Annotated in this window: 17 protein-coding genes; 12 read left to right on the top strand and 5 right to left on the bottom strand. The window is 55.5% G+C overall.

Translation table 11 applies throughout. The features are described from left to right. Positions 1-254: 254 nt before the first annotated feature. Positions 255-959 carry a hypothetical protein gene (locus J4E00_RS23135; RefSeq protein ID WP_208177699.1) on the top strand — a complete coding sequence of 235 codons (705 nt, stop codon included), beginning with the start codon at positions 255-257 and terminating at the stop codon, positions 957-959. Here the strand turns inward: J4E00_RS23135 and J4E00_RS23130 are convergent. Next, positions 916-1,941 carry an AraC family transcriptional regulator gene (locus J4E00_RS23130; protein ID WP_208177697.1) on the bottom strand — a complete coding sequence of 342 codons (1,026 nt, stop codon included), beginning with the start codon at positions 1,939-1,941 and terminating at the stop codon, positions 916-918. The genes J4E00_RS23135 and J4E00_RS23130 overlap by 44 nt on opposite strands. A gap of 93 nt (positions 1,942-2,034) precedes the next feature. Between J4E00_RS23130 and J4E00_RS23125 the strand changes: the two genes are divergently transcribed. Further along, entirely contained in the window at positions 2,035-2,577 is a 543-nt protein-coding gene (locus tag J4E00_RS23125; protein WP_208177696.1) for an NADPH-dependent FMN reductase, read from the top strand. A gap of 30 nt (positions 2,578-2,607) precedes the next feature. Next, positions 2,608-3,654, top strand: coding sequence for a ferrochelatase (hemH, locus tag J4E00_RS23120; protein WP_208177695.1), 1,047 nt, complete (start codon positions 2,608-2,610; stop codon positions 3,652-3,654). A gap of 130 nt (positions 3,655-3,784) precedes the next feature. Here hemH and J4E00_RS23115 read toward each other — a convergent pair whose 3' ends face one another. Further along, positions 3,785-4,237, bottom strand: coding sequence for a PRC-barrel domain-containing protein (locus J4E00_RS23115; RefSeq protein ID WP_208177694.1), 453 nt, complete (start codon positions 4,235-4,237; stop codon positions 3,785-3,787). Between the two features lie 74 nt (positions 4,238-4,311). Continuing rightward, complete coding sequence (locus J4E00_RS23110; protein WP_208177693.1) at positions 4,312-4,986, bottom strand: hypothetical protein; 675 nt, start codon at positions 4,984-4,986, stop codon at positions 4,312-4,314. Positions 4,987-5,173: 187 nt separating this feature from the next. Between J4E00_RS23110 and J4E00_RS23105 the strand changes: the two genes are divergently transcribed. Together J4E00_RS23105 and J4E00_RS23100 are read left to right on the top strand one after the other, a co-directional pair. Continuing rightward, positions 5,174-6,208 (top strand): DUF2157 domain-containing protein, encoded by a 1,035-nt coding sequence (locus J4E00_RS23105; RefSeq protein WP_208177692.1) that lies wholly within the window; start codon positions 5,174-5,176, stop codon positions 6,206-6,208. Then, complete coding sequence (locus J4E00_RS23100) at positions 6,205-7,401, top strand: hypothetical protein (RefSeq protein ID WP_208177691.1); 1,197 nt, start codon at positions 6,205-6,207, stop codon at positions 7,399-7,401. The genes J4E00_RS23105 and J4E00_RS23100 overlap by 4 nt, the downstream gene beginning before the upstream one ends. 66 nt (positions 7,402-7,467) lie before the next feature. On the opposite strand, the gene J4E00_RS23095 is transcribed toward J4E00_RS23100, so the two are convergent. Next, entirely contained in the window at positions 7,468-8,637 is a 1,170-nt protein-coding gene (locus J4E00_RS23095) for a cysteine desulfurase family protein (RefSeq protein ID WP_208177689.1), read from the bottom strand. Positions 8,638-8,774: 137 nt separating this feature from the next. Continuing rightward, complete coding sequence (gene glmM, locus J4E00_RS23090) at positions 8,775-10,172, bottom strand: phosphoglucosamine mutase (protein WP_208177687.1); 1,398 nt, start codon at positions 10,170-10,172, stop codon at positions 8,775-8,777. Positions 10,173-10,246: 74 nt separating this feature from the next. On the opposite strand from glmM, the gene mazG reads away from it, so the two are divergent. The 7 genes from mazG to J4E00_RS23055 all read left to right on the top strand — a co-directional run bounded on the left by mazG (position 10,247) and on the right by J4E00_RS23055 (position 15,985). Further along, complete coding sequence (mazG, locus tag J4E00_RS23085; RefSeq protein WP_208177685.1) at positions 10,247-11,104, top strand: nucleoside triphosphate pyrophosphohydrolase; 858 nt, start codon at positions 10,247-10,249, stop codon at positions 11,102-11,104. A gap of 269 nt (positions 11,105-11,373) precedes the next feature. Beyond that, positions 11,374-12,255, top strand: coding sequence for a MotA/TolQ/ExbB proton channel family protein (locus J4E00_RS23080; protein WP_208177683.1), 882 nt, complete (start codon positions 11,374-11,376; stop codon positions 12,253-12,255). Between the two features lie 90 nt (positions 12,256-12,345). After that, complete coding sequence (locus J4E00_RS23075; protein WP_208177681.1) at positions 12,346-12,975, top strand: ExbD/TolR family protein; 630 nt, start codon at positions 12,346-12,348, stop codon at positions 12,973-12,975. Positions 12,976-13,023: 48 nt separating this feature from the next. Continuing rightward, positions 13,024-13,560 (top strand): ExbD/TolR family protein, encoded by a 537-nt coding sequence (locus J4E00_RS23070; RefSeq protein WP_208177679.1) that lies wholly within the window; start codon positions 13,024-13,026, stop codon positions 13,558-13,560. Next, on the top strand, positions 13,557-14,384 hold the full coding sequence (locus J4E00_RS23065) for an energy transducer TonB (RefSeq protein WP_236050077.1): 828 nt from the start codon (positions 13,557-13,559) through the stop codon (positions 14,382-14,384). The genes J4E00_RS23070 and J4E00_RS23065 overlap by 4 nt, the downstream gene beginning before the upstream one ends. Before the next feature lie 343 nt (positions 14,385-14,727). Then, a complete protein-coding gene (locus tag J4E00_RS23060; protein WP_208177859.1) occupies positions 14,728-14,997 on the top strand; it encodes a hypothetical protein in 270 nt (89 codons plus the stop codon). Between the two features lie 55 nt (positions 14,998-15,052). Next, on the top strand, positions 15,053-15,985 hold the full coding sequence (locus J4E00_RS23055) for a substrate-binding domain-containing protein (RefSeq protein WP_317196663.1): 933 nt from the start codon (positions 15,053-15,055) through the stop codon (positions 15,983-15,985). Positions 15,986-16,019 lie beyond the last annotated feature (34 nt).

The following is a 16,019-nucleotide window of genomic DNA, read 5'->3' as shown; positions in this document are numbered from 1 at the left end:
ATGGGTTTGATAATCAGGGCCGCAAAGGTACGGCTTATCGAGGGCAATAGCTAGGGGAGCACTAAAGTCGTGAGCCAGTGGCCCGCTTGCAGGCAACCTCACCCCCAGCCACTATCCTGAGGATAGAGAAGCCTGACGAAGCGCAGATTTTCGCTTTTGGTCAATTCGATTTGCGGAAAACGTCAGCAGTGCCGCTGAAGGCGGGCCGGACCTTTGACTTGTTCAACGGACCTCTCACTTCACACATCAACGCTATGTTTATCGGGCATTTTGGATTAGGATTTGGCACCAAGACGGTGCAGCCGCGCGTGTCGCTGGGCACCTTGTTTTTGGCGGCGCAGTTTGCCGATTTGCTGTGGCCCAACTTGCTGCTGCTGGGCATTGAAACGGTGCGGGTGGTGCCAGGCCTGATGGCCGTTTCGCCGTTTGATTTTGCGCACTATCCCTTCTCGCATAGCCTCGCCATGGATTTGGTTTGGGGCCTGCTGCTGGGCCTGGGGTACTGGCTGCTGCGGCGCAATGCGGGCGGGGCGCTGCTGGTAGGGCTGCTGGTGCCCAGCCACTGGCTGCTCGATTTGGTGGTGCATCGGCCCGATTTGCCGCTTTTTCCGGGCGCGTCGCCGCTGCTGGGCTTCGGCCTCTGGAACTCGATGGTGGGGACGCAGGTGGTGGAAGCCCTGTTCTTTCTTGGGGGCTTGTATATGTACCTGCGCAATACGCAGGCCCGCAATGGCGTGGGGCGCTACGGAGTGTGGGGCCTGGTTGCGTTTCTCCTGCTGGTCCATATCAGTAGCTTGCTGAGCCCGGCGCCGGCCTCTACCGAAGTTATCGGCTGGGGCGGCCAGCTGCTGTGGCTGCCAATACTGCTGGCTTATTGGGTCGACCGCAACCGTACGGCGCGCATTGCCACTTCAGCTACCGCCGAAACGCGCCCGGCGTCTGGCCCGTCCACTTTTTAAAGGAGCGTACGAACACGCTCGGCTCGGAATAGCCGAGCAGAAAAGCAATGTCGGTGGTGCTGAGGTGGGGTTCACGGAGGTGGCTTTGGGCCAGGTCGCGGCGCACGTTATCGAGCAGCTGCTGGTAGGTGTGGCCGGTTTCCTTAAGCTTGAGCTGGAGAGTGCGCACTCCCAGGTGCAGGCAGTCGGCCACGCTGGCCAGCGTGGGCGCTTCGCCCTTGAGCAGACGCACTATTTCGCCACGCACCCGCTCAGCCAAAGTAGGCGGCTGGGGAGTGGGCAGCTGGGCCAACAGAGCCGTGGCATGCTGCTCGAAGATGGGAAACAGCGCCGGGTTGGCGTGGAGCACGGGCCGCGCCAGCGTAGCAGCATCGAAAGCGACCTGAGTAAGGGGCGCATCAAATTCCAGGACAGTAGTACCAAAAGCCCGTTCATGCTCCCGCACATCGGCGGGGCGTGGGTAGGTGAGGCGCACGGCCTGCGGTACCACTGGCTGGCCCGTGAGCGTGGCAAAGATGGAGAGGTAAATCGACAGCTCCGAATTCAGCACATACTGCCGATGCACGATGGCAGCACTGGTTACTTCCGCAGTCAGCCAGATGCCGCCGGGCCATTCGGCAGCCGATGTTTGGAAGGTATGCACGCCTTGGCAGGCCACATCCTGGTAGCGGCACAGCTGCGTGATAGCAGTCCCCAATGTAGGCGCGTGCATCAGGACGTAAGCCAGCGTGCCGGCCGTGGCAAAGTTGATGTAGCCGCCGAGATGGAGGTCGAAGTTGGGGTCCTGGGTGGCCTCAATCACCAACGGCCACAGGCGCTGAATGGTAGCAATGGGGACGCGGGCGTCGGGGCCGGCAGCAGCGGTAGCAGTGGGGTCGAAGCCGACGGCCTGGCACAAGGCCGGCACGTCGGCGCCATGCTGGCCGGCCACCCATAGCAGCATGTTGAGCGAAGAGGCGGCAAGGGTATCGGGTGGCGTCATTATCGGCAATACTAAAATTCGGGTGCAAGTACGGAGCGCGGCACAAACCATCAGTGGAATTTGATGGTTTGATGGATTCATTCCCCTTACTGCATGACCATTCTTGCCTTTTCCGGCAGTCCCCGGGCCGGTTCGGCCGTGAGTCATTTGCTACGTGCCGCTGCTGCCCTGGCACCGTCCGGAACTACCGTTGCGTTCTACGAAGACATTCTCAGCCTGCCACATTTCAGCCCCGATTTAGATGGGCCCTGTGACAGTGCCCCAGCAGCCGTGGCAGCCCTGCGTGCGCAAATGCAGTCCGCCGACGCCGTGCTTATTGCCACACCCGAATACGCCTACGGAATGCCTGGCAGCCTGAAAAATGCGCTTGACTGGCTGGTTTCAGCTGGCAGCTTTTATCAGAAGCCCACGGGGGTGCTCAGCGCTTCGCCATCGGAAGTGGGAGGCGAGCGGGCCCGCAGTGGCCTACTGCTCACGCTGGAAGCGTTGGGTGCAGCGGTAGTACCGGAGGCGTCATTTCCGGTGCCATTTGTTCGCACCAAGCTGGATGGCAGCGGCCTAGTGCTGGACGCAGCCTTTGCCGAAAAGTTAGAACAGGCTCTTGTTGCCTTGGCTGCCACCGTGCCAGCAACCTAAGTTGTATTGTTGCTCCCGAACTTTGCCCCAATGAACTCTCCTGCTACGCCCACTCGCCGCATCGGCGTATTACTCGTCAACCTCGGCACGCCCGACTCGCCTAGCACCCCCGATGTGCGCCGCTACCTCAACGAATTTCTCACCGATGGCCGCGTGATTGACATGCCGGCTGCCGTGCGCTACCCGCTGTTTCAGGGACTTGTGGTACCGTTGCGCGCCCCAAAATCGGCCAAAATCTACCAGCAGCTTTGGGACGCCGAGAGGGGCTCCCCCCTGCTCTACCACGGCCTCGACTTGCAGGCCAAGCTGAAAGAGGTGTTGGGCAAAGACTACGTGGTAGCTTTTGGCATGCGCTACCAAAAACCCAGCATCGAGAAGGCACTGGAGGAGTTGCGTGACGCGGCGGTCGACCGTATTATCGTGCTGCCACTATTTCCGCAGTACGCGGCAGCCAGCACCGGTTCGGTACAGGAAAAGGTGATGGACATTGTGAAAGACTGGTGGGTGGTGCCAAGCATCAGCTTCATCAGCACGTTCGCCGACGACCCGGGGTTCATCAGCAGCTTTGCGGCGCGGGGCAAGGCCGAAATGGCAAAGCATGACTACGACCACATTGTATTCAGCTACCACGGCATCCCGGAACGGCACGTGTTGAAAGGCAGCTTTAAGGGCTATTGCAAGTTGGGCACCTGCTGCGCCAGCTACAATAAAAACAACCGCTACTGCTACCGGGCGCAGTGCTTTGCCACCTCACGCCTGTTGGCCAAAGAGCTGGGCCTGCGCGACGACCAGTACACCGTCACCTTCCAGAGTCGCCTGCAAAGCCGCCTACGCGACCCCTGGCTCCAGCCCTACACCGACGAAGTCATCAAAGAATTCCCGGCTAAAGGCATCAACAACGTACTCGCCTTCTCCCCTGCTTTCGTAGCCGACTGTCTGGAAACCACCATTGAAGTGGGCGAAGAATTCAAGGAGCTATTTGAAGAAGCTGGTGGCAAGCACTGGCAGCTGGTGCCTTCCCTAAACTCGGAGCCGCAATGGGTAGATGCCGTGGCCGGGATGATTCGGCAGAACTAGCACAGCAGGCCCTTCGGACTGATTGGAGCATTTACAGTATATCCTGGTAAACACAGCGAAGCATCTCTACCATGTGGTAGAGATGCTTCGCTGTGTTTACCAGAACTCGTTTTAACCAGCATTGCGCCCGCTACGAAGCCCGACGGCGGCTGTAGAAGCTATCCGCGTCGAAAGAATCCTGCTCGTAGAAGCGTCGGTTGGCAGTGCTAGGCTCCTGGCCAAGGGCGCGCAGCATGGCTTCTTCATACTCGCGGGTGATTTGAATCTCCATGTAAGGCGGGTAATTCAATACCGACTCAGCATTGAGAGCGGGCACGAACACATTGTCGTCATCGGTATCGATGGCGGCCACGCCGATAGGCAGCAGGATGTGGTTTTCGTATTCGTTGATGTGAAAGCGCGGGTCAAGCTCCACATCGAGGTAGCGCACTTTCATGGCTTCGGGCTCCACTATCAACTCGTGTACTGTGCCCAAGGCCTGTCCATCGTTGCCGCGCACGGTCCAGCCCCGCACATCGGGGTTGTCGTCGGCTACTTCAAAATCGGTGAGGTCGCGCAAACGGCGCAAAACAATAGTTTCCATACAGATTAGTGGTTAGCTGTTCGATGTCGTTTGTCTAGCAGGTTCGGTAACACTCACCAACCGGCAACTAAAATTTACTGTTTCGGCTCGCCCAGCACTTTCACAGTAGCAGCAGCCTGGGTTAAAAATTGCTTGTTCTGCTGCTGGTCGGCAGCCGTAGCACTACGGCCGGATAGCTGGCCAGCAAGGCGTACCAAGTCGTTAGTGGCATCTTCCAACTCGGGATAAGCTTTTTGCTGCATTATCCGGATAAGACCGGCGGCCGCTACGAAACCGGGGCGGAGGCTGGCACCGGGTTCGCCCAGCCGGGCAGTGGCGCTGGTCAGGTTATCGCGTTGCTCAGTGGTAGTGGGGTCACGCAGGTCGTCGCGGTCGGTGAGTGCAACGAGTACTTCAGATAGCTTTTGCAAGCCGTTGAGGGCGTAATTGGGTGCAGCCGGGTCGGTAGCGGCCTGAGCGGCAAGTGATTCAGCCGTTTCAGCATTGGTGGCATCAGCAATCTGGCTGGTATCGCCCGGCGGAATGGCCGCTACGGCCGCACGCCGCCGCGCTTGCTCGGCGGTGTCAGCGGTGGCTCCTGCAGTGGTTTTGGTGTCGGTAGCAGCACCGGGCACTGGCGGCGCGGGCTCATCAGCAGGCTCGGGTCGAAGAAAAAAATAAGCCGCCAGGCCCAGCACCACTGCCGCCAGCAGCACCAGAATCCAGGGGCTAGGAGCCGATTTTTTGCGTTGAATATTAATGTCAGCCATGCAGAAATAAGTTGTTGCCCGGTGTTTACGAAGGCCGGCGAAAATTAGTCATTCCGCGCTGATATCGTCGGCCAGCGGGTCAGGATGCAGGAATTTTAGAACCCGAGTTGCGCCGGCCGCCAGCTTTACCAGCTACGAATGCCGTACTTGCACCCCCAGGTAAGCTGAAGCGTTCCTTTCCACATCCATGCCATTGCCCCCCCCCCTCGACCCCTACCTGACCGAATTACAGGCCCGCAACCTGCTACCACTTACTCAAGCTGCTGCCATCGCGGAAGCCGACCAGGCCCGACCATTTTCGCTGCATTACGAGTTGCGTGCCCTGCTTTACCTCGGCATCACGCTGCTGGCCGGTGGCTTAGGTGCGCTGATTTATCAGAATATCGACAGCATCGGGCATGGCGTTATCATCGCCGTGATTGCCGCGCTCATGGTTGCCTGCTTCGGCTACGCAGCGCGGTACCGGGCCCCATTTACCTGGGGCATGGCTCCAAAAACCTCGGTCGGGGCCGACTATCTACTGCTGCTCGGCTGCTTGCTTTTTGTGGTGCTGGAAGGCTATGTGCAGTACCAATACGGCCTTTTTGGCAGCCGCTACGGGCTGGCAACCGCAATGCCCGCGCTGGTTTTCCTGCCGTTAGCTTACTGGTTCGACCATCGCGGCGTGCTGGCTATGGGCCTCACGGCACTGGCTTCGTGGGTGGGCCTCACGGTGGCTCCACTGGCCGTACTCACCGAAAACGAGTTCTGGAACGACCACATTCGCGCAGCCGCCACTGGCCTGGGTGTCCTGCTGATGGCCGCTGGCTTTTACTCGGAGCACAGCGGCCGCAAGGCGCATTTTGCCTTTACCTACCTGCTGCTGGGCAGCAATCTGGCGCTGGCCGCCCTGGCCACCTCGCTGCTGAAAGCCACCTTTCACGATGAGCCCGCGCTGGGGCTCAGCTATGTGGTCATAATGCTGACATTGTGTGCGGGGCTGTTCTGGTATGCCCGCCGGCTGCAGTCCTACTGGTTTTTAGTGCTGGCAGCAGGCTACGCCTACTTTGCCGCCTGCTACTTGCTCGTGCAACTGGTCAGCACGCTGCCCAATGGCCTGATACTAGGGCTTTCATTCTTCCTCTTTCCCCTATCGGCCCTCCTAGTCGTGTTGTTCTTCGTCAATCTGAAGAAAATCATGCATGGCCCAGTCAAGCCACCCGCCTCTTTCCCGAAAGCATGAAGCTGCAAGCCTACCCCCTGGACTGGCCATTTACGACGGCCCTGCGAGCCCGGGCGGCGCGCTGGCAGCGTCAGCAGCTGGTCAGCCCCGCTCAGCTAGCTGCTATCGAAGTGGCCTATCCGCTTGCTTACTACCGGCCTGTCTGGCCGCTACGCGTGGGCCTGTTCATCTTTACCTGGATTGCGCTGGGAATGATGGGCGGCTTTTCATTGTTGCTTACCGACGGCCATTCGCCCATTGCCGCTGGCCTGTTCTTCTGCGGGGCCTGCTTCGCCATGCTGGAACTTATGATTAAAGAGCGGCGCTTCTACCACGCGGGGGTCGATAATGCGCTACTGTATTCTGGGCTGGCGTCGGCAGTAAGCTTGCTATACTACATCTTTTCGGACCACCTGTGGCCTTTCAATGGGTCTTATCATCTCGATTTGGGCGGCAGTTTTTTGGTGCTCCTACTAATATTGGCCCTGCTGGTTGCGGCTGTGCTGCGCTATGCCGACGGCATAGTCACGGCGGCGGCGTTCGTCGCGTTTCTGCTTATAGTAGCTCTCTTTGGCTTGAATAGCCCACTGGGCCAGGCCTTGCTGCCCTTCCTGATGATGGGAGCGGCGACAAGCGCGCTGCTGGGCTACCGTCAGCTGACCCGACGCTTGGCGGGCACCTACTTAGCCGACTACTACGCTCGCTGCCTCCTTATGCTGAAAGTGCTTGCGCTGGCAGTGCTGTACCTCAGTGGCAACTACCTCGTGGTGCGCGAAACCAACGCGGAGTTGCACCATCAATTCAAGTCGGAGCAAATCCCGTTCGCCCCCTTGTTCTATGCCCTCACGGCGGGTGTACCCCTGCTCTACATCACCCTAGGCCTGCGCCGTGCCGACCGCTCTATGCTACTACTAGGCATGCTGGCACTGGCTTTTTCTCTGTTCACGCTGCGCTATTATCATTCGGTGCTGCCACCGGAAATAGCCGCGGTAGCAGCCGGCACCCTGCTCACGATATTGGCCGGCAGCTTGCTGCGCTCCTTGCGGCCCGCCCGCTACGGCCTCACTTCACTGCCCGATGATGAGCCACGGCATTTCAACCTGGAAAACCTGATTCAGGCCCAAACGGCCCACGCGCCCAGTGCCCCAGCAGGCGGCGGGTTCGAATTTGGGGGCGGACAGTCGGGTGGAGGCGGCGCCACAGGCCAGTTCTAAAAGTGCAAGCGGCCCGCTGAATTCGATCCAACGAGCCGCTTGTGCTTTTAGAACTGGCCTGGCTTATTAAACCGCCACCGGGCGGTACAGTTTGGCCAATGCCGCTACGGCATAGTCCACTTCCGCTTCAGTGTTCATTTTGCTCATCGAGAAGCGTACGGTAGCTCTGTCAGGGTCGCAGCCCAAGGCATCGAGTACGTGTGATCCCGCCTGCGCCCCGCTAGTACAGGCCGAGCCACCCGAAGCTGCTACTTTACTAATATCCAAGTTAAAAAGCAGCATCTCGCTGATAGCTGACGGTGGTAGACTCACGCTCAGCACGGTGTACAGACTTTGGTCGGCGTACTCGGAGAGGCCGTTGAACTGCACATCCTCAATCTCGGCGCGCAGCTTTTCAATGAAGCGGGTTTTCAAGCCCTGCACATGCGCTTGATGCGTGGCCAAGTCGCGCACGGCAATTTCCAGCGCTTTAGCCAAGCCAACGATGCCATATACATTCTCGGTACCCGACCGTACGTTGCGCTCCTGTGAACCGCCATGTATGAGCGGGCTCACCTGCAAGCCGCTGCGGGTATAGAGGAATCCAATGCCTTTCGGCCCGTGAAATTTGTGCGCTGACCCTACCAAAAAATGATTTTTCAGTTGCTGCACATTGTGGCGATAGTGCCCCATCGTCTGCACCGTATCGGTGTGGAAAACAGCATCATGACGAGCACAAATCTCACCGATGGCCTCAATGTCGTTCAGGTTGCCAATTTCATTATTGGCGTGCATCAGGCTTACAAATGTGCGTGACTGCCCCGCCAGCAATTCCTCCAGGTGCCCCAAATCAAGCTTACCAGCTTCGTCGTGCCGGATGTAGTGCAGTTCAATTTCCCCGTTCTTCGCCATAGCCTGCAAGGGATGCAATACCGCGTGGTGCTCCAGCGGCGAGGTAATGGCGTGCTTCAGCCCCAGCGTACGAATACTACCGAACGCGGCGTAATTGTCTGCCTCCGTACCGCCGCTGGTGAAGGTGATTTCGGCCGGCGCGGCATTGAGCAAGTGGGCAACCGTTTTGCGGGCGTTTTCGATAGCAGCCCGAACCTGCCGGCCCGGCCCGTGCAGACTGCTCGGGTTACCGTAGTGCTGGCTCAGGAAGGGCAGCATGGTTTCCAGCACCTCAGGGTCGAGGGGCGTAGTGGCAGCATTATCAAAATAAGCGAATTTGGGGGCGGAGGGGGAAGCTGAACTCATTGCAGATTGGGTTAAAAACCAGAAGCCGGGCGTGGGTGCACCCGGCTTCTTCGGAGTTATCACAGTACAAACTTCGGACTTTTAGCCCGAATCAAAAGCTAACCGCCCTTGGTCTGACAGTTGCGTCCGAAATTCATTTAAGCTTTCACCGCAATAATTTCCTTAATGTCACCGATTATCTTCTGTGCCAGATAGTCAGCAGTGGCATTTGAATCAGATTCGGCATAAATCCGGATAATCGGCTCAGTATTCGACTTGCGCAAATGCACCCATTCCTTATCGAACTCGATTTTCACGCCGTCAATCGTATTCACGGGCTGCTTGGCGTAACGCTTTTCCATCTTGGCCAGCACGTCATCGGTATCAATGTCCGGCGTCAGCTCAATCTTATTTTTTGAGATAAAGTAGCCCGGATAGGAGCTGCGCATCCGGCTCATGGTCAGTCCAGACTTAGCCAAATGCGTCAGAAACAGCGCAATGCCCACCAAGGCATCGCGGCCGTAGTGTAGTTCGGGATAGATAATACCTCCGTTGCCCTCACCGCCAATCACGGCGTTGGTTTCCTTCATTTTGGTCACCACATTCACCTCGCCTACGGCAGCGGCGGCATAGTTGCCACCGGCCTTTTCAGTCACGTCACGCAGGGCGCGGGTGCTACTCAGGTTGCTCACAGTATTGCCGCCGCCCAGCGCTTTCAGCACGTAGTCGGCCACGGCCACCAGGGTGTATTCTTCGCCGAACATCTGACCGTTTTCGCTCACCAGCGCCAAGCGGTCCACATCCGGGTCCACCACGATGCCGAGGTCGAAGCCGCCTTTCTCCAACACTTTGGCAATGTCGCGCAGATGCTCAGGCAGGGGCTCTGGGTTGTGGGCGAAGTCGCCGGTGGGCTCGCAGTGCAGCTTTTCGATGGTCGTCACGCCCAGCGCTTCCAGAAGCTGCGGCACCGCAAAGCCGCCCGATGAGTTCACAGCATCCACCACTACACGGAAATTACGGGCTTTAATAGACTCCACATCAACCAGTGGCAGCGCCAGAATTGCTTTGATGTGTTTTTTGAGGAAGGTATTGTCGGTGGTGTACTGTCCTAGCTTGGTCACAGCCGCAAACTCAAAATCCTCGCTTTCGGCTGAAGCTAGCACCTGCTGCCCTTCCGTTTCCGAGATGAATTCTCCGGCAGCATTGAGCAGCTTTAGCGCGTTCCACTGCTTGGGATTGTGCGATGCGGTGAGGATAATGCCGCCAGCCGCCTTCTTGGCAGGTACGGCCATTTCTACGGTAGGCGTGGTGCTCAACCCCAGGTCGCACACATCGAGGCCTAGGCCTTGCAGTGTAGCAGCCACTAGGCGGCTCACCATTTCACCCGAGATGCGCGCATCGCGTCCAATCACAATCAGCTTGCTCTCTGTGGGCTGGGTTTTCACCCAAGTGCCATATGCAGCGGCGTACTTCACTACATCAAGAGGAGTCAGGCCCTGCCCAACCGGCCCACCGATGGTACCGCGAATGCCGGAAATAGATTTTATTAAAGTCACGGAGTAATTTTTTTGAACGCGTAAAATTAGGCATTCGTCGGCGTTTGATGGTGCAGGAGTTTATCTTTGAAACAATGGAAAAACCTGCACCCGATTCTACAGCTCTGCTTATCACTACCCGACGCCCGGCCCAGCTCGAAGCTTTTGGCCGCTTGCTCGACGTCCTCGACCGCCTACGCACCGAATGCCCCTGGGATAAAAAACAGACCCTGCAAACCCTACGGCACCTTACAATCGAGGAAACCTACGAAATCAGCGACGCTATTTTGCGCGACGACCTCCCTGATTTGAAGAAAGAGCTGGGTGACGTTATGCTGCACCTCCTTTTCTATGCCCGCATTGCCGCCGAGAAAGGTGTGTTCGACATTGCTGATGTGCTCAATGCCCAATGCGAAAAACTTATCTACCGCCACCCGCATATCTACGGTGACGTGCAAGCTGATGACGAGGAAGCGGTTAAGCGCAACTGGGAGCAGCTCAAACTCAAGGAAAAAGGCAACACCAACGGTGTGTTAGGTGGCGTTCCTAATTCCTTGCCAGCCTTGGTGAAGGCCATGCGCATTCAGGAGAAGGCCCGGGGTGCGGGTTTCGACTGGGAACAACCAGAGCAGGTGTGGGAGAAAGTTCAAGAAGAATTAACAGAGTTCGGGGACGAGTACAGCCATGGCCATCCCGAACGAATGAATGCCGAGAAAGCCGCCGATGAGTTTGGCGATTTGCTTTTTTCACTCGTCAATTTTGCCCGCTTTGCAGGCATCAATCCAGAAGAAGCATTAGAACGGACCAACCGCAAGTTTATCAGCCGGTTTCAGTATCTCGAAACGGCCGCTGCTACCAACGGCCAACACCTTGCCGACCTCACGCTGGCACAAATGGATGTGTACTGGGAAGAAGCCAAAAAGCACTCACCCCAACCCAAACAGACCAATTAGCGTTGGCTTCATTCTGCATTCACTTCGCTGGCTGACACTAACGGTAGTCAACTTTTCTTTGGTGAGGCCACACTTTTTGGTTAGGTTTGCCAAGCTAAGGAGATTCACTGTGCAGAATTAGCTACAATAAGTACCAATTTAGCTTTCGCGTTGCGGGATTATCAATTGCTCTTTTGTTGCGCATTGCGCTCCTGACTAACTTTTTTTGCTTTTTCTTTACCCACTCAATTCAACTACAACACTTAATAACCTCCAAAAACTCCGGAACAATGGAACAGAAAAATGCCACGAATATGAGCCCACGGCCTGCCGCAACGGCCGCCAAAGCCGAAGCCCAAAGCAGCGGTGGTGCCTCGCTGTTCTCCGTCATCGTTATCATTCTTGCCTTTATCGTCAGCGTACTCGTTTATAAATTCGTGTTGGGTGATGGCAGCCACTTCCAAGGTGGTAACAACGAAAACAACCCTAACCCCGGCGATTACCTCGGCGTGGTATTCAAAGGTGGTTTCATCGTGCCAATCCTGATGACGATGTTACTTTGCGTAATCACTTTCTCGATTGAGCGCATGCTGACTATCAGCAAAGCAAAAGGGTCGAAAAGCATTGAAGCCTTCGTACGCACTGTACGTCAGAAACTGAACACCAACGACATTAACGGTGCCCTCGCCGCCTGCGACCAGCAGAAAGGCTCGGTAGCTAATGTTGTGAAAGCTGGCTTGCTGAAATACAACGAAATGGGTCGTGACCGTACCATGGCTACCGACCAGAAAATCCTCGCTATCCAGAAGGAAATTGAAGAAAGCACTGCTCTTGAGTTGCCTATGCTGGAAAAGAACTTGGTTATCATCTCCACACTGGCTTCTATCGCTACGCTGGTAGGTCTTCTCGGCACGGTATTCGGCATGATTCGCGCCTTCGCCGCTCTGGCACAGGCTGGTACTCCCGATGCAGTAGCCCTCGCCAACGGTATCTCGGAAGCTCTGATTAACACGGCTCTGGGTATCGGTACTTCGGCCTTGGCTATTGTGGCTTACAACTATTTCACGAGCAAAATTGACGAGCTGACCTACAGTATCGACGAGGCCGGCTTCAGCATCATCCAAACTTTTGCCGCTCAGCACGGCAATACGCAGAACGCTCAAACGGTTTAATTCCGTTTAGTTAGCCTACTGCTGATGCACTAAAACGCGGGGCGGTTCGTTCTCTTGAGCGAATCGCCCCCTTTTAACCCCCACCTCGCAATGCCTAAAGTAAAACCGCACCGTACATCGCCGTCACTCGATATGACGCCGATGGTCGACCTGGCCTTCTTGCTGGTGACGTTTTTCATGCTCACCACCAAATTTGCTCCTGAGGAGTCCGTGGTGGTAGACACGCCATCATCTATTTCGGAGCTAAAACTGCCCGAGAACAACGTTATTACGCTGACCGTCGACAAGAATAAGCGCGTCTTTTTTGGCGTCGATGCGAAGCAAACCAAGATACAGGCTTTGCAGAAAGTAGGCGCTAAGTATGGCGTGAACTTCACTGCCCAGCAGGCGAAGGAGTTTGGCGACCTGCCTAACTTCGGCTTGCCAGTCAGTCAGCTTGGCTCTTACCTCAATATGAGCAAAGAGGACCGCAAGCAAGTGAACGCCAAGCAGCCCGGTGTGCCGATTGACTCACTTAACAATCAATTGATTGATTGGGTACTTGAGTCGCGTCGTGCCAACCAGGCCATCTTCAAGAAGCCGACTTATATTGCCATCAAGGGCGACGGCGACGCCGACGTACCTACGGTGCAGCAGGTAATTAAGCTACTGCAAGAGAAGGACATCAACCGCTTCAATCTCATCACGGACATGGAAAACGCACCAGTTGCCTCCCGTTAATCGGGTAACTTCGACAGCTTTTTCAGTCTTTTCACTTAAGTAAATCCCATGGCAGAAATACAAGGCAAAGCCGACTCCGGTGGAAAAGGTGGGAAGAAGCGGGCCAAGAAAATGTCGACCAAAATCGACATGACCCCAATGGTGGACTTGGCCTTCCTCCTGCTTACCTTTTTCATGCTGACCACCACCTTCGCCAAGCCCAACGTGATGCAACTCACGATGCCGGTGAAGAAGACCGATGATGTGGAAGACACTAAAATCAAGGCCTCACAGGCCATGACCATCATCCTTGGTAAAGACAACAAGGCTTACTACTATTTCGGGCTGAACACGCCGCTCGATAAAACGGTAGCCAAGCCCGAACTGAAAGTAACCAACTTCTCAGCTACTGGTATTCGTCAGGTCCTGTTGGACCGTCAGCGCCAGCGCCCTGAGCCCATTATTCTTATCAAGGCAACGGAAGACGCTAAGTATAAGAACATGGTTGACATTCTGGACGAGATGAACATCACCAACCAGAAGAAGTACGCCTTGGTGAAGGTACCTCAAGACGACCTGACCCTTATTAAAGATTCAGCCCTATGATGGATAACGCGCAAATCGCGAAGGCCAGCTTAAACGACATCGTTTTTGAGGGTCGTAATAAGGCCTACGGGGCTTATGTCCTGCGGCGCTTATACCAGCGACACGTAACACGGGCGTTGGTTATTGCCACTTCCCTGTTCATCCTGCTTATCGCTTTCCCACTCATCGCTCAGTATCTGAAAGACAAGATGCCGAAAGAGGAGAAGAAAATGCTTCAGGAAAACGTGCTCATGGACGCACCGCCGCTTGACGAAACCAAGCCGCCACCCCCTCCTCCACCGCCCGAGGCTCCTCCGCCCCCGCCCCCCAAACTGACTACCATCAAATTCACCCCTCCAGTGGTGAAAAAAGATGAGGAAGTAAAGAAGGAGGAGGTTCCGGACCAAGAAGAGCTCAAGGACAAAACCGTAGCTACGGTAACCGTAAAAGGTAACACCGATGCTCCTGATTTGACTGAGCTCTCCGGCGAAGGCGACAAAGTGGTAGAAGAGGTTGTTGAAAACAAGGTTTATACCTATGTAGAACAAATGCCTCAGCTGCCCGGTGGTGGTGGCAACGCTGCTATCGTAAACGCCATCCAGAAGGCGGTGAAATACCCCCCGCTAGCACTGCGTAACCAAGTTGAAGGCCGCATCTTCGTTAGCTTCACCGTAAACCCGCAAGGCGATGTTTCGGATGTGAAGGTGGTGAAAGGTCTGGGTTCCGGCTTGGACGAGGAGACGATTCGGGCGGTAAAAACTCTGCCTAAATTCATCCCTGGCAAGCAGAACGGCCGAGCAGTAAGCGTTTCGTTTACTGTACCAATTACCTTCAAGATTCAGTAAGCTTCTGCTACCGTTTCTAATAGAAAACCCGAATCAGGCTATATGCTTGGTTCGGGTTTTTCAGTTACAAGGAAGGCGGACTTACAGTATGAAGATATGCGCATGTTTTACACGAACCCATACTATTTCTGATAGTAGTGCGTTAAGTCCTGCTTCTTCAAAATACGAGCCGTAGCAGAATATAATGTAGAATACCTCGATGCATTAAGTATTAGTCTATTCACTGTGGTATAGCAATTCCTAACTTTTTTGGAGATGAGCTTAGTAATGGTGAATTATTCTTCCGAACCTTTGCAGACCTTTTTGCGGTTTAGTACATCTCCATTCCTGCATTTCACTTATTATGCTTAACCTACCTACTACCGAGGAACGGCTCGGTAAGTCTCCCCAGCGACTGGTACGTTACTTTGTGCTGCTGATGGCATTGGTTTATCTGGGCCTTGGAGTCTGGCTGTGGTGGACGGCTAATACAGCCTCGAGTGGCAGCATCATTCAACTAGGCCCCATTGCGCGTCGGGTACTGGGCACTATGTTTATTCTCTACGGTTTGCTTCGCTTCGGTCGGGGCTACCAAACCCATTTCCGCAAAAAACCTTTTTCTGACAATGAATAATCGCGCACGTTTTCTTGCGGCTGGACTAGCAACCGCAGTATCTGTAGCTATAGCTGTGGCATCTTGCAATGGCCCCGGCTCGCCGGGAGCTCAGGATACGCCTACGAGCGGTAATGTAGCTGTGAGCGTAGATGAAACCTTTGAGCCAATTATCCAGGCACAGCTTGACACGTTTGCAAAGCTCTACCCCAATGCTCACGTGAAAATGAGCTTCCAGCCGGAGGAAAAGGTGATGCTCGACCTTATCAATGACAAGGTGAAGCTGGCAGTTGTATCGCGGGACCTGAACGCCGAGGAAATAGCCGAGTTTGCCAAACAAACCATAACCCCGCGCTCTACGCGTATCGGCATCGATGGATTAGCCATTGTTCTTCATCGCAGCAATCCCGATTCGCTGCTGACCATTGCACAGCTATCGGATATTTTCACTGGCAAAACCAGTACTTGGAGTCAGGTAAGCGGTAAAAAAGGCTTGGCCGCCATCAACGTGGTTTTTGATGCAAACCGGAGCAGCACGACGCGCTTCGTAAAAGACTCTGTGACGCGCGGCGCAGCCCTGACTACACGGGTGTTTGCCGCAGCTTCCAACCCCGCACTGCTCGACTATGTGGCAACACACCCCAATGCCATTGGCGTGGTGGGAGTGAATTGGATTTCGGACCGTGACGACCCCACGGCAATGAAATTTGCGAACAAAGTGCGGGTAGCCAGTATTACATCACGCCCCAATCCCAAGCCCAATGATTTCATTCAGCCATACCAAGTTTACTTGGCTGAGAAGACTCCTGAACAGCTGGCAGAACACCGGGATTTGCAGAATTACCCGCTTCGGCGCAACCTTTACGTCATTAGCCGGGAAGCGCGGGCGGGGTTGGGCACGGGGTTTGCATCCTTTGTAGCTGGCAAGAATGGCCAGTTAATCTTTCAGAAATCGGGCTTGATGCCTGCGCAGATGCAAGCCCGCATTATGGTTACGCCTAAACTGTAACCGCCTTCTGCGCGTACTTTCTTTTCATTGCTTT

This window comes from Hymenobacter negativus (genome assembly GCF_017571495.1).
GTDB lineage: Bacteria > Bacteroidota > Bacteroidia > Cytophagales > Hymenobacteraceae > Hymenobacter > Hymenobacter negativus.
This window is presented reverse-complemented; position numbering and strand designations above follow the sequence as displayed.

Coding starts and splice junctions, on each gene's coding strand:
- J4E00_RS23135 (WP_208177699.1), top strand. CDS start 255: ATGTTTATCGGGCATTTTGGATTAGGATTTGGCACCAAGACGGTGCAG.
- J4E00_RS23060 (WP_208177859.1), top strand. CDS start 14,728: ATGCTTAACCTACCTACTACCGAGGAACGGCTCGGTAAGTCTCCCCAG.
- J4E00_RS23110 (WP_208177693.1), bottom strand. CDS start 4,986: ATGGCTGACATTAATATTCAACGCAAAAAATCGGCTCCTAGCCCCTGG.
- hemH (WP_208177695.1), top strand. CDS start 2,608: ATGAACTCTCCTGCTACGCCCACTCGCCGCATCGGCGTATTACTCGTC.
- J4E00_RS23065 (WP_236050077.1), top strand. CDS start 13,557: ATGATGGATAACGCGCAAATCGCGAAGGCCAGCTTAAACGACATCGTT.
- J4E00_RS23105 (WP_208177692.1), top strand. CDS start 5,174: ATGCCATTGCCCCCCCCCCTCGACCCCTACCTGACCGAATTACAGGCC.
- mazG (WP_208177685.1), top strand. CDS start 10,247: ATGGAAAAACCTGCACCCGATTCTACAGCTCTGCTTATCACTACCCGA.
- J4E00_RS23070 (WP_208177679.1), top strand. CDS start 13,024: ATGGCAGAAATACAAGGCAAAGCCGACTCCGGTGGAAAAGGTGGGAAG.
- J4E00_RS23095 (WP_208177689.1), bottom strand. CDS start 8,637: ATGAGTTCAGCTTCCCCCTCCGCCCCCAAATTCGCTTATTTTGATAAT.
- J4E00_RS23100 (WP_208177691.1), top strand. CDS start 6,205: ATGAAGCTGCAAGCCTACCCCCTGGACTGGCCATTTACGACGGCCCTG.
- J4E00_RS23130 (WP_208177697.1), bottom strand. CDS start 1,941: ATGACGCCACCCGATACCCTTGCCGCCTCTTCGCTCAACATGCTGCTA.
- J4E00_RS23125 (WP_208177696.1), top strand. CDS start 2,035: ATGACCATTCTTGCCTTTTCCGGCAGTCCCCGGGCCGGTTCGGCCGTG.
- J4E00_RS23080 (WP_208177683.1), top strand. CDS start 11,374: ATGGAACAGAAAAATGCCACGAATATGAGCCCACGGCCTGCCGCAACG.
- J4E00_RS23115 (WP_208177694.1), bottom strand. CDS start 4,237: ATGGAAACTATTGTTTTGCGCCGTTTGCGCGACCTCACCGATTTTGAA.
- J4E00_RS23075 (WP_208177681.1), top strand. CDS start 12,346: ATGCCTAAAGTAAAACCGCACCGTACATCGCCGTCACTCGATATGACG.